General features: G+C 73.7%; 12 protein-coding genes. 10 read left to right on the forward strand and 2 right to left on the reverse strand.

The window, feature by feature from the left end:
* Nucleotides 1-435: 435 nt before the first annotated feature.
* From ACSNN9_RS25115 to idi, 7 genes are all read left to right on the forward strand, one after another.
* Nucleotides 436-609, forward strand: a complete 174-nt coding sequence (locus ACSNN9_RS25115; RefSeq protein WP_436675684.1) for a hypothetical protein — start codon at nucleotides 436-438, stop codon at nucleotides 607-609.
* A gap of 61 nt (nucleotides 610-670) precedes the next feature.
* Nucleotides 671-1,462: a thioesterase II family protein gene (locus ACSNN9_RS25120; protein ID WP_436675685.1), complete on the forward strand. Its 792-nt coding sequence runs from the start codon at nucleotides 671-673 to the stop codon at nucleotides 1,460-1,462.
* 44 nt (nucleotides 1,463-1,506) lie between these two features.
* A complete protein-coding gene (locus ACSNN9_RS25125; protein WP_436675686.1) occupies nucleotides 1,507-4,254 on the forward strand; it encodes an AAA family ATPase in 2,748 nt (915 codons plus the stop codon).
* On the forward strand, nucleotides 4,251-5,237 hold the full coding sequence (locus tag ACSNN9_RS25130) for an L-tyrosine/L-tryptophan isonitrile synthase family protein (RefSeq protein ID WP_436675687.1): 987 nt from the start codon (nucleotides 4,251-4,253) through the stop codon (nucleotides 5,235-5,237). The genes ACSNN9_RS25125 and ACSNN9_RS25130 overlap by 4 nt, the downstream gene beginning before the upstream one ends.
* Complete coding sequence (locus ACSNN9_RS25135) at nucleotides 5,234-6,040, forward strand: TauD/TfdA dioxygenase family protein (RefSeq protein WP_436675688.1); 807 nt, start codon at nucleotides 5,234-5,236, stop codon at nucleotides 6,038-6,040. Before ACSNN9_RS25130 ends, ACSNN9_RS25135 begins: the two co-directional genes overlap by 4 nt.
* A 141-nt stretch (nucleotides 6,041-6,181) precedes the next feature.
* Nucleotides 6,182-7,150 (forward strand): UbiA family prenyltransferase, encoded by a 969-nt coding sequence (locus ACSNN9_RS25140; RefSeq protein ID WP_436675689.1) that lies wholly within the window; start codon nucleotides 6,182-6,184, stop codon nucleotides 7,148-7,150.
* 21 nt (nucleotides 7,151-7,171) lie between these two features.
* Nucleotides 7,172-7,756, forward strand: coding sequence for an isopentenyl-diphosphate Delta-isomerase (gene idi / locus ACSNN9_RS25145; protein ID WP_436675690.1), 585 nt, complete (start codon nucleotides 7,172-7,174; stop codon nucleotides 7,754-7,756).
* A gap of 91 nt (nucleotides 7,757-7,847) precedes the next feature.
* On the opposite strand, the gene ACSNN9_RS25150 is transcribed toward idi, so the two are convergent.
* Nucleotides 7,848-9,041 (reverse strand): histidine kinase, encoded by a 1,194-nt coding sequence (locus ACSNN9_RS25150; RefSeq protein WP_436675695.1) that lies wholly within the window; start codon nucleotides 9,039-9,041, stop codon nucleotides 7,848-7,850.
* On the reverse strand, nucleotides 9,041-9,163 hold the full coding sequence (locus ACSNN9_RS25155; RefSeq protein ID WP_436675691.1) for a hypothetical protein: 123 nt from the start codon (nucleotides 9,161-9,163) through the stop codon (nucleotides 9,041-9,043). Before ACSNN9_RS25155 ends, ACSNN9_RS25150 begins: the two co-directional genes overlap by 1 nt.
* A gap of 511 nt (nucleotides 9,164-9,674) precedes the next feature.
* On the opposite strand from ACSNN9_RS25155, the gene ACSNN9_RS25160 reads away from it, so the two are divergent.
* The 3 genes from ACSNN9_RS25160 to ACSNN9_RS25170 form a co-directional block, all read left to right on the forward strand.
* Nucleotides 9,675-10,697, forward strand: coding sequence for a 3-oxoacyl-ACP synthase III family protein (locus tag ACSNN9_RS25160; protein WP_436675692.1), 1,023 nt, complete (start codon nucleotides 9,675-9,677; stop codon nucleotides 10,695-10,697).
* Nucleotides 10,698-10,851: 154 nt separating this feature from the next.
* Nucleotides 10,852-11,865, forward strand: a complete 1,014-nt coding sequence (locus ACSNN9_RS25165; RefSeq protein WP_436675693.1) for a hypothetical protein — start codon at nucleotides 10,852-10,854, stop codon at nucleotides 11,863-11,865.
* On the forward strand, nucleotides 11,852-12,067 hold a 216-nt coding region (locus tag ACSNN9_RS25170; RefSeq protein ID WP_436675694.1), incomplete at its 3' end, for a cation transporter. The genes ACSNN9_RS25165 and ACSNN9_RS25170, both read left to right, overlap by 14 nt.

The following is a 12,067-nucleotide window of genomic DNA, read 5'->3' on the forward strand; positions in this document are numbered from 1 at the left end:
TGTGGAGTTGCTGGTCAGGCATTGTCGGGTGGTGGTGGGGCGTGAGTTCCTCATCCGGGCCAGGTGAACGGCGCACGGCCGGACGGGGAACAGTGCCCGTGACCTCCCGAAGGTTGCTCCCGTGGCTGGCGGGGAGCAATTCCCGTGGCCCGCTCCGCCGGCCGGCCCACCGCTCGTGACCCCTGTCGCACAAGGGCTTCCCCGGGTCGCCGCCCGACCTGGAGTGCGGTGCCGCCGAACGCGCGGGCGGCTGGAGCGGGTATTGACAAAGGTCACCCAGCATGCCGTGTGTGACGGGTATGAGAGATTCACGATTCCGCTGTGACGAACCGTCGCGGAGACGATGAACGCAGACCTTGTTGAAACACGTACCCGTCCAGCAGGTTTAGGTGGCGTTCCGCACCACCGGGCCAAGCTGTGCGAGAGGGGACTCCCATGTCTGTCAACGCGACCGAGATTCTCAACGCCTTCTTCTTCGACGGGACCGACGCTCCGGCGGAGGGTGACGTCCGCATCGACGTCGTGGACAGCTGGACCACCAGCGACCTGGCGGCGGTCCGGCCCACCACGATCAGCTGGAGCGAGGCCCGGACGGACGCGGGCCGCTGACGCAGCCCCGGCGCGACCGCGCCGGCACCGGCGACCACGAGCTGATTCGCGGGGGGACGAGATGACAGACACCGACCTGTGGGTGCGCCGGTTCCATCCGGCGGACGAGGCGGCGACCAGGCTGCTGTGCCTGCCGCACGCGGGCGGCTCGGCGAGCTACTTCGTCCGGGTGGCCAGGACGCTCGCACCCGAGGTCGACGTGCTCGCCGTCCAGTACCCCGGTCGCCAGGACCGGTTGCGGGAGCCGGGCCTCACGTCGGTCCACGAGATCGCGGACCGGCTGGTGGCGGCGCTGCTTCCGCTGGTCGACCGGCCGATCGCCGTGTTCGGCCACAGCCTCGGCGCGACCATCGGGTTCGAGGTCGCGCTGCGGCTGCGGCGGGCGGGCGTCAGCCCGACCGCGCTGTTCGTCTCCGGCAGGCGGGCGCCGCACCTCCGCAAGGAGGAGCGGACCCACCTGCGGGACGACGCCGGCCTGATCGCCGAGGTACGCGCCCTGGCGGGCACGGACAGCGCCCTGCTGGCGGACGAGGAGGTGGTGCGGATGGTCCTGCCGGCCATCCGCTCCGACTACACCGCGGCCGAGACCTACGAGTACCGGCCCGCGCCACGGCTGGACTGCCCGATCGTCGCGCACATCGGCGACAGCGACCCGCGGGTGACGGTCGACGAGGCGCGGGCGTGGCGGGAACACACCGACGCCGGGTTCGAGTTCGCCGTCCACCCGGGCGGTCACTTCTATCTCAACGACAACATGTCCGCGGTGCTGCGCAGCGTCAGGGCGCACACCCGGTCGCTCAGCTCGGCTTCGCGCGGCGGCGCCACGGTCGCCCACGCCGAACAACCGGGGTGAGTCGCCGGTCGACCCGAGCCTCAGGAGTGTCCGGAGGTGACCACATGGCACTGATCGAGAGAGAACACCTGCTGTCCGACCTCGCCGAGACGTACGCGACGGCTGCCGCGGGCCAGGGCCGGGTCGCGCTGGTCGACGGCGGCGTCGCCAGCGGGAAGACCCGGCTGGTGAACGCCGTCGCCGAGGTGGCGGTCGGCGACGGCGCGCTCGTGCTGACCGCGGCCTGTTCGGTCGCCGAGAGCATGATCTCCCTGGGGGTGGTGGGCCAGCTGTTCCACAGCCTCCGGGCCCAGACCACCTCGACCGACCACCTGCCGCTGCTGCGGCGCGACACCGGGCCGGCGGGGGACCCGGACGCCCCCACCCTGCGGCACGGCGACGCGCAGCTGCTGGAGGACGTCTGCCAGGTCCTGCTCGACGTCGCCGCCGACCGCCCCCTGGTGGTGGTCGTCGACGACGTCCAGTTCGCGGACTCCCTGTCGTTGCAGGCGCTGCTGTACCTGCAACGGCGCATCCGGTTCGCGCGGGTGCTGCTCGTGCTGAGCGGCTGCGTCGGCGCGCGGCCCGAGGCGGCGGCGTTCCGGGCGGAGCTCACGAGGCAACCGCACTGCCGCCACCTGCGGCTGCTCCCGCTGTCGCCCGACGGCGTCGGCCGGCTGCTCGCCGAGCGGATCCAGCCGGAGGCCGCCCGGCGGCTCGCCGCGTCGGCGCACGCCGTCAGCGGCGGCAACCCGATGCTCGTGCACGCGCTGCTCGACGACGCCCTCACCGGCGCGGACGGGGACGTCGCGCCGACGGTGGGCGAGTCGTTCGTCCAGGCCGCGCTCGCCTGCCTGCACCGCAGCGATCCCCGGCTGCTCGACGTCGCCCGCGCTCTCGCGATCGTCGGCCCCGCCGCGTCCGCCGGGCTCGTCACCGGCCTGGTGGGCCTCTGCGCGGCGACCACCCGGCAGGTGCTCGGCGCGCTCAACGAGGCGGGCCTCACCCACGGCTGCTCCTACCACCACCCGGCGGTACGCGCCGCGGTGCTCGACGACTGCCCGCCGCGCACGCAGTCGGCGCTGCGGTCGCGGGCCGCGCGCCTGCTGCACGAGGACGGCGCGTCCCCCGCCGAGGTGGCCGCGCACCTGGTGGGCGTCGGTGAGCCGGCCGAGCCCTGGGCCACGCCGGTGCTGGTCGCGGCGGCCGCCGAGGCCGTCGCCGACGGCGCCGTACGGCATGCCGCGGACTGCCTGGAACTGGCGCTGAGATCCACCGACGACGGCCGCGAGCGGGCCGCCGTGGAGGCCGCCCTCGTCCGGGTGCACTGGCGCAGCGACCCCGAGGCGGTTCCGCGTCACCTGTCGTCGCTGGCGAGGGCGGGCCGCGCCGGCCTCCTCGACGAGGCCGACGCGCTGCTGCTCGCCCGGTCGCTGGCCTGGCAGGGCAGGCACGACGAGGCGGTGGAGGCGCTCGGCGGGGTGGGCGACCTCACCGCGCACCCGGATCCGGACCTCGGCGCCGACCACCTCGCCACCCGCGAGTGGCTGCGGCACTGCCGCCCGCACGGCGGCGGCGTTCCCGGCGACCCGGGGCCGGGGGCGGCCGTCGACCGCGCCGAGGAGGTGCTGCAACGCGCCCGCCCCGGTGACTCCCTCCTGGTCTCGGTGTGGCACGCGCTGCGGGTGCTGATCCGCGCCGGCCACCTCGACCGTGCCGCCGAGTGGTGCGAGAAGCTGGCCGAGGAGGCCGAGGCGCACGACATCACGAGCTGGCGGGCCGTCCTGACCGACGTGCGGGCCGCCATCGCCCTGTGCCGCGGCGACCTCGCCGCCGCCGAGCGGCACGCGCGCGACGCGCTGGCCACGATGCCGCCCGCCGCGTGGGGCGTCGCCGTCGGCTCGCCGCTCGCGCATCTCGTCCTCGCCTGCACGATGACCGGGCAACTCTCCCGGGCCGAGGCGGCCCTGCGGGAGCCGACGCCGGCCGCGATGCGCCAGAGCCTGTTCTGGCCGCAGTATCTGCGGGCCCGGGGCGTCTACTACGACGCCGTGGACCGGCGGCACGCCGCGCTCGCGGACTTCCAGACCACCGGCCAGCTCGCCGTGATCTGGGGCGCCGACGATCCCTCCACGCTGCCGTGGCGGGTCGACCTCGCCCGGCTGTACGTGCGGTTGGGGCGGCCGGACCGGGCCCGGAAGCTGGTCACCGAACACCTGGCGCTGCCGGGTGGCGACGCCCCGCGCGCCAAGGGCATGGGGCTGCGGGCGCTGGCGGCGGCGTACGCGCCCAAGCAACGCCAGGTGATGCTGCGCGAGGCGATGGACCTGCTGCACGCCAGCGGGGACCGGCACGAACTGGCCCACGTCTTCGCGGACCTGAGCCAGACGGGGCACGCCCTCGGCGAGTTCGGGCGCGCCAAGATGATGGGCGCGCACGCCCTCCAGCTCGCCGAGGGCTGCCACGCCGAACTGCTGCGGCGCAAGCTCAAGCCGTCCGACGACGCCCTCGACCCTCCGGTGGCCGGCGCGAAGGACGGGCTCGCCACGCTGACCGACGCCGAGCGCCGCGTCGTGAACCTGGCCGCCCGGGGGCACACCAACCGGGAGATCGGCGACCGGCTGTTCATCACCGTCAGCACCGTCGAGCAGCACCTGACGCGGGCGTACCGGAAGCTGAAGATCAGCACGCGTACGGAGCTGGTGCACATCGACCCGCCGAAGGGCGCGCGTGCCGCGCGGCGCCGGCGCGTCGCCCCGGTCGGCCCGTCCGCCGGCGACAAGGAAACCACGATGCGATCGGACACGACATGACCGTTGCCGAGGACGAACAGGTCGGTAGCCGGGAGCGCACGCTCGCCCGGCAGATACTCGAACTGGTCTTCCGCTTCCGCCGTCTCGAACACGCCGACGACCCGTGCGCGGCGCAGCCGTGCGACGACTGCTTCGCCACCCACGAGGAGCGGGTGGGCCGCTACGTGCGCAGCGGCGAACCGCTGCACTTCGTGCTGCCGGCGTTCCCCGCGAAGTCCCGCAACCCGGAGAAGGTGGTCGGTTCGCTGCCCGACCTCGGCGAGCGGATCTCCGTCGAGTTCCTCCAGTCCTTCTGCGAGCAGGTCAGCCACTACCACCCGACGGGCGCGCGGATCCTCATCTGCTCCGACGGCCACGTCTTCTCGGACCTGCTCGGCATCCCCGACGAGGACGTGACCGCGTACCGCACGGAGATGCAGCGCATCATCGAACAGACCGGCGCGTCCGCGGTCTCGATGTACTCGCTCGACGACGCGTTCGGGGCGATGCCCTACGACGAGATGCGCCGGCGGCTCCTCGCCGAGTACGCCACGCCCCTGGAGGACATCCGCGCCGAGGTGCTGACCGACCTGGGCGCCCGGTCGTTGTTCAACGGCATGCACCGGTTCATGCTCGAGGACCAGGCCCCGCTGCACCCCGGCATGAGCCGGACCAAGCTGCGCGAGCACTGCAAGGAGTTCGCCTACCAGATGATCCGGCGCAGCCGGGCCTGGGGAGACCTGGTCGCCACGAAGTTCCCCGACTCGCTGCGGCTGTCGATCCACCCGCAGCCCCGGCACGCCGAGAAGATCGGCCTCCACCTCATCCGTACCAGGGACAGCTGGCTCACGCCGTGGCACGGCGTGGTCCTCGACGACGGCGTCAACCTGACGCTGGTCAAGCGCAGCCAGGCCGAGAGTGACCGGGCCTCGCTCGTCTGGCGCAACGGCCGGCCGAGCCACTACGTCAACCCCCACTTCCGGCAGGAGGAGATCGCGTCATGACCACGGCAGACGAGCTACGCCTCGAGCGGACGCCGCTGGCGCCGTTCGGCACGCTGCTGACGGCGGCACACGACGGCGCCGACCTGCGGGACATCGCGCCGGCGACGCTGGAGCGCTGGACGATCGAGTCCAAGGTGGTCGTGCTGCGCGGCTTCCCCCTGCTGAGCAGGGAGGACCTCGTCGCCTACTGCGAGACCTGGGGCGAGGTGCTGACCTGGGACTTCGGCGCCGTCCTGGACCTGGTGGTCCAGGAGGACCCGAAGAACTACCTGTTCAGCCGTACGGACGTGCCGTTCCACTGGGACGGCGCGTTCGCGCGGGCCGCGCCGCGGTACTTCCTCTTCCAGTGCCTCGAGGCGCCGGTGCCCGGCGGCGGTGGCGAGACCGTGTTCTCCGACAGCACCGAGGTGATCCGGCGCGCCTCGCCGGAGCTGGTGCGCGAGTGGGCGGCGACGGAGGTCAGCTACCGCACGGAGAAGCTCGGCTACTACGGCGGCGAGACCGTGTCGCCCCTGCTCACCACGCACTCGGAGACCGGCGAGACGATCATGCGGTACGGCGAGCCGCTCGACCCGGAGCGGTACCGCAACCCGGTCTGGGTGTCCATCGGCGGCAGGTCGGCGGAGGAGGCCGAGCCGTTCATGGCCGACCTGCGCGACCGGCTGCACCACCCGGACGTCTGCTACCACCACGAGTGGGTCGACGGGGACATCGTCGTCGTCGACAACCAGGCGCTGCTGCACGGCCGCAACGCCTTCCGCGGCAACTCCTCCCGGCACCTCCAGCGGATCCAGATCCTCTGACCACGGTCAGGGGCGCTCACGAGGGAGGGCGCGGTGACCGCCGAGCCGGACCGGCCCGCACCGGCACCGCCGCCGCAGCGAAAACCGTGCTCGCCGGCCCGGTGAGCGCCACCCTGCTCCTCAACCTCGAAGGAAGACACCATGACCGTCGAAGAGGCGCGCGCGGGCGTGCCCCCCACACCGGCGCCGGCCACCGCGCGACGCCCGATCTACCACTCCATCCGCATCCGCCGGGTCGAGTTCCTGCCCGTGATGCTGGCCATCTACGCGATCCCGTCGCTGCTGTCGGTGGACGACGTGAGCACCCTGGCCTCCGTCCACTTCGCGCTGGTGATCGTGATGGCGCTGTCCATCATGCACTTCATCGACATGACCAACGCGTACGCCGACCGCGACGTCGACGCCGTGTACAAGACGTGGCTGTCCGAGGCGGTGTACGGGCTGGGGCTGCGCAACGTGCGGTGGCAGATCGCCGCCACCGGCGTGGGCGTGCTCGCCCTCGCGACCTACTTCACCTTCCGCACCGGACACTGGGACGTCCTGCCCCTGGTCGCGTTCACCCTCTGGATCGGCGCCCAGTACTCGATCCCGCCGGTGCACCTGAAGAGCTCCGGCGTGGGGCAGATCCCCGGCCTCGCCGCGGTGCTGATCTGGCTGCCGATGCTCGTCGTCGTACGGTCCGTGCCCGGTGAGCTGTCGTGGCCGCTGCTGGCCGTGATCATCGGGTTCGGCGCGAACCAGGTCGGCATCGTCATGGTCAACACCGCCGAGGACTGGCCGGAGGACGCCGCCTTCAACATCCGCACGTGCGTCCGCGCGCTGGGCCTGACCCGCGCGATGGCGGTCGCGAGCGGGCTGATCGCGGTCGGCGGCTCCACGGTGTGCGTGTCGGTGCTCGCCATCGGCGGGTTCACCTGGGGCGCCGTGCCGATGATCGCGGCCATCGCGTTCGCGCTGGTGCACGTGTCGGGAACCTGGCGCGGCGTGCGCGGCAAGCCCCTCGCGGACGCGCTGGCGTTCCTGCGGCCCCGCGCGAAGCTGGTGCCGTTGCAGGTGGCGAGCACCGGCTGGGGAACCGTGATCGCCGCCGCCTTCGCACAGGCGAGCTGAATCCCGGTGGGGAGGGACACCATGGCACAGGTCGTGCTGCTCGACGAACAGGGACGGCCCGTGGGTGCCACGGAGGGCGCGACGGTGCACCACCTGCGTACGCCGCTGCACCTGGCGTTCTCCTGTTACGTCTTCACCAGCGACGCGAAGCTGCTGCTCACCATGCGCAGCGACCGGACGCGCACGTGGCCGGGGATCTGGACGAACTCGTGCTACGGGCATCCGGTGCCGGGGGAACCGGTCCCCGCGGCGGTGACCCGCACGGTGCGCGCCGAGCTCGGCCTGGCGGCGCCGGCGCCGGACCTGGTCCTGCCCGCGTTCCGCTACCGCGCCGTGATGGACAACGGCGTGGCGGAGAACGCGGTCTCCCCGGTGTTCCGGGTGGTGACCGACGACCGCCCGAGCCCCGACCCGCGCGCCATCGGCGACTTCGAGTGGGTCGACTGGGCGGACTTCGTGTACGCGGTGGGCACGGGCGACATCTCCGTGTCGCCGTGGTGCCGCCTCCAGGTCGCCGAGCTCATCACCCTCGGCGACGACCCGACGCGGTGGCCCACGGCCGACGAGTCCCTCCTGCCCGGTGGGGCGCTGACGGCTACCGGCTGAGCGGCGTGTGGCGGACCGGGCCACCCCGCGCGGGGGCCGGTCCGCCGTCCGGTTGCGGCGCCGGTGGTGTCGCGCCCGCCGCCCGGGCCGGTCACGACCCGGCCCGGACGGTGGCCTCCAGGGTGAACGTGCCGTCCTTCCGCCAGGTGCGCAGCGTGCCGCCCGCTTCCCGCAGCCGGCCGGCCAGCCCCGGCAGCCCGCTGCGGTCGATGTCCGGGCCACCGTCGCCGGCGCCGTCGTTGACCATCGTCAGCCGTGCCGCGGCCCCCTCGCGGACGATCTCGATGGTGCACCACCGCGCCTCGCCGTGCCGCAGCACGTGGGTGCCCGCCTCCCGCAGCACGGACACCAGCGGCCCGGTGAGCGCGGGCGGCAGGTCCTGCTCCGGCTGCGTCACGGTGCACCGCACGCCGGAGTTCCGCAGCACCCGCGCCACCGTGTGCGCCTGCTCGCGCAGGCCGACGCTGCGGTAGCCGTGCACGGCCTCGCGCATCCGGGCCAGCGCGGCAGCCGCGAGCGCCCGCATCTCGACGGTCTCCTTGCGGGTCCGCTCCCCGTCGACCAGTGCCAGTCGCGACGCCAGCTCCGCCTTGAGGACGAGCGCCGACAGTTCGTTCGCGAGCAGGGCGTACACGTCCCGGGCGCACCGCAGTCGCTCCTCGGCCGCCGCCAGGCGGGCCAGGGCGTCGCGCCCCTCCCTGGCCTGCGCCCGGAACGTCCAGAACCACAGGTGCAGCACGTTCCACACCGCCACCGACAGCCCGAGCACCACCGTGACGGTCACCGCGTCGCGCACGGGGCCGCCGAACCACCAGGCCGTCGCCGCGGCCACCAGCACCGTCGCGGCCATCAGGGTCGCCGCGTACCGCATCGGCAGCAGCAGCGGCGCGGCCCCGACGAGCGCGGCCCCCACGAACGCCCAGGCGCGCCCGGGGGTGCCCCCGGCCGGCCCGACGAGCGGGACGGACAGCACGGCGGCCGTGGCGCAGCCGGCGAGCAGCCACCGGGCGGTCGGCGCCGCCGCCGGCCACGACATGACCGACCGGTACAGCGCCCCGGCGAGCGCCACGACCAGGAGCAGCGCCCCGACCGCGCCGAGCACGATCCCGCGCGGATCGGGCTCGCGACGCATCTCCAGGGCGGCGAGCAGTGTGCACGCCGCGACCCCGCTCGCGGCGCCCGCCAGGACGCACAGGCTCGCCCGGCGCATGCCCGGGGTCGACAGGGCGTGGGCCGGCGCGGCGGGGGGCTGCGTCAGGCCGGCGGGCCGGGTCCCGGTGACCATCAGCGCCACGGCCCGCTGCGGACGTGGCGCGTGCCGGTTGCCGGCACACCCGGCACGACCGGATGCGCCGACCCGGGCGGCGGCACGATCGACATGGTCGCCTCCTGGATCCCGATCACCACGGACTGCATTGTATCGGTCACGATGAGTTCGTGTGGACGGGGATCCGCCCGCGGCCCCGGGTCCCGGGGTCGCCATCCGGTGGGCCGGCTGACGGGATGGGGCGTCGCGGCCATCTGCGCCGTCATGGGTGGCCTCCGTCCGGTCCTGGTCGGTGCGGCGAGGCGTGGCGCCGGCGTCCACCGGCCCACCCCCCCGGGGCGCCGGCCGCGCCGCGGGGCCTCGCCGCGCGTCGGTCGTGCCGTCAGCATGGCGGTGGCCACGCGCCGGATCCCATCCCCGCGTGTCACGTCCGCCCCGGGTGAACTGCACGGGTGAACCGTGCGCCGGTTCGTCGGCGCAGGGCCCCGGGCGGCCCGGAAATTGCGCGTTCCATCGCCGTGAAATCGTTTCCGCCATCGCTCGGTAATTTGTGCGGCGGGTCGTGTCGATCGGTGGTGCACATGATTGCGGTCGATGGTTCGACTCGGCTAATTTGCAGGCACGAAATGCCTCTCCTCTCTGGAGGCTGCTGTGTCCTCATCCGTCGGAATTCTGGGCACCGGATCCTGGGTGCCCGCGCGAGCATTGCCGAACGAGGAAATCGCGCGTCGCGTGCCGGGTGCGAGTCCGGAATGGATCGTGCGCAAGACCGCCATTCGTTCGCGCCGTTTCGCGGCGACGGAGGAGGCCACGTCGGACCTCGCGGTGCGGGCCGCGGCCCGCGCGCTGCGGGACGCGGACCTCGGTGTCGACCGCGTCGACTACCTCATCGTGTCGACGTCGACCCCGGACCATCCGCAGCCGCCGACGGCCTGCCTGGTGCAGGAACGTCTCGGCGCGCACGGGGCCGCGTGCTTCGACGTCAACGCGGTGTGCGCGGGATTCGTGCACGCCCTGGTGCTGGCGCAGTCGCTGGTGGCGGACCGACCAGGCACCCACGCGCTCGTGGTCGGCGCCGACGTGTACTCGCGCATCCTGGACTTCGACGACCGGCGCACCGCCGTGCTGTTCGGCGACGGCGCCGGCGCGGCCGTCGTGGGGACGGCGCCACCGGGGCGCGGCGTCGTCGAGTACGAGCTGGCCAGCCGGGGCGACGCCGGTGACCTGATCCGGGTCGCGGCGGGCGGCAGCCGGCTGCCGGCGTCCGCGACGACCGTGGCGGACGGCGGCCACTTCTTCCGCATGCACGGCCGGGGGGTCACCGAGCTCGTCCTGCAGGAGCTCCCGCCGTTCGTGGACAAGCTGCTGGCCAGGGCGGGCGTCGGCGCGGCGGACGTCGCGCACGTCGTGCCGCACCAGCCCAACGGTCTGCTCCTCGACGAGCTGGTGCGCGCGTGCGGGCTGACCGCGGCGCACACGCACCGCACGGTGGAGGAGTACGCGAACTGCGGCAGCGCCTCGGTGCCGCTCACCCTCGACCACGCCAACCGGGCCGGACTGCTCCGCGACGGAGACCTCGTCCTCCTGCTGGGGTTCGGCGGGGGGATGTCGTTCGGGGCGTGCCTGCTGCGCTGGGGCCGGGCGCCCGGCCCGGACCCCGGCGGTGACCGGTGAGCCCGCCGGCCGACCCCCGCACGCCGCAGCCCGCGCCGCGAGGACGGGTGACGGGCCGCCCGGCCGACCCCCACGACGGACCCGATCGCGGGAGGGCGGCTCCCCGCCCCCGGCCCGCTTCCACGCCAACCCTGTCGACACAGGACGGTTACCAATGAAGACCTTGACGAAGCTCGGCGCGTTCGCGCTCGCCCTGGTGCTGGTGCTCGGGAGCGCCTACACCGTCGGCCGCGTGGTCGGGCCCCCGCCAACCGCCGCACCCGCACCGGCACCCGCCGCCAAGCCGGCCGCCGTGGCCGAGGAGTCCTCGTACGGCCTGACGCTCTCCCACGAGAGCATGAACCTGAAGGTGATCACGGACAACGTCCGGGCGGGCACGAAGCAGACCTTCGCCTTCCAGATCGTGCAGCACGACGGCACGCCGCTGTTGAAGTACAAGCCGCAGCACGAGAAGCTGATGCACCTCATCGTGGCGCGGCGCGACCTGACGAACTTCCAGCACGTCCACCCGAACCTCGGCGCGGACGGCGTGTGGCGGGTGCCGCTGACCTTCGCGGCGGCGGGCGAGTACCGGGTCTTCGCCGACTACATGCCGCTGTGGGGCATCCACGGCGAGACGCTCGGGGCCGACGTGTCGGTGTCGGGCGACTACCGGCCGGAGGCCCTGCCCGCGCCCTCGACCACCGCGACGGTCGACGGGTACACGGTGACCCTCGGCGGCGAGCTGACGCCCGGCAAGAGCGGCAAGTTGACGCTCAGCGTCGCGAAGGGCGGCAAGCCGGTCACCGACCTGGAGCCGTACCTGGGCGCCTTCGGGCACCTGGTCGCGCTGCGCGACGGCGACATGGCGTACCTGCACGTCCACCCCGACGGCACGCCGGGCGACGGGAAGACCGCCCCCGGTCCGGACATCCTGTTCCACGCCACCGCGCCCAGCTTCGGCGACTACCGGCTGTTCCTGGACTTCCAGCACCAGGGCGTCGTGCGTACGGCGGCCTTCACCCTGCGCGTGAACGGCCCGAACCCGCCCCCGCACGGCCTGACCGAGGAGGCCTTCGCGGCGGCCAAGGCCCGCAACGAGGAGGCCGTGCGCAACGGCGGAGCCGCTGTCCCCGCCGACACGAGCGGCGGCGGCACGGAGGGGGGCACCGAGCATGGCCACGGCTGAGAACCACCTGGAACTGCTGATCGGCGGCATGACGTGCGCGGCCTGTGCGGCGCGCATCGAGAAGCGCCTCAACGCGATCGACGGGGTGGAGGCGACCGTCAACTACGCCACCGAGAAGGCGAAGGTGCTGGTCCCGCCCGGGGTCGCCGAGGCGCGGGTGATCGCCGCCGTCGAGGAGATCGGCTTCACGGCGCGGCCGGTG

It is taken from the genome of Micromonospora sp. URMC 107, from assembly GCF_051386315.1.
Taxonomy (GTDB): domain Bacteria; phylum Actinomycetota; class Actinomycetes; order Mycobacteriales; family Micromonosporaceae; genus Micromonospora.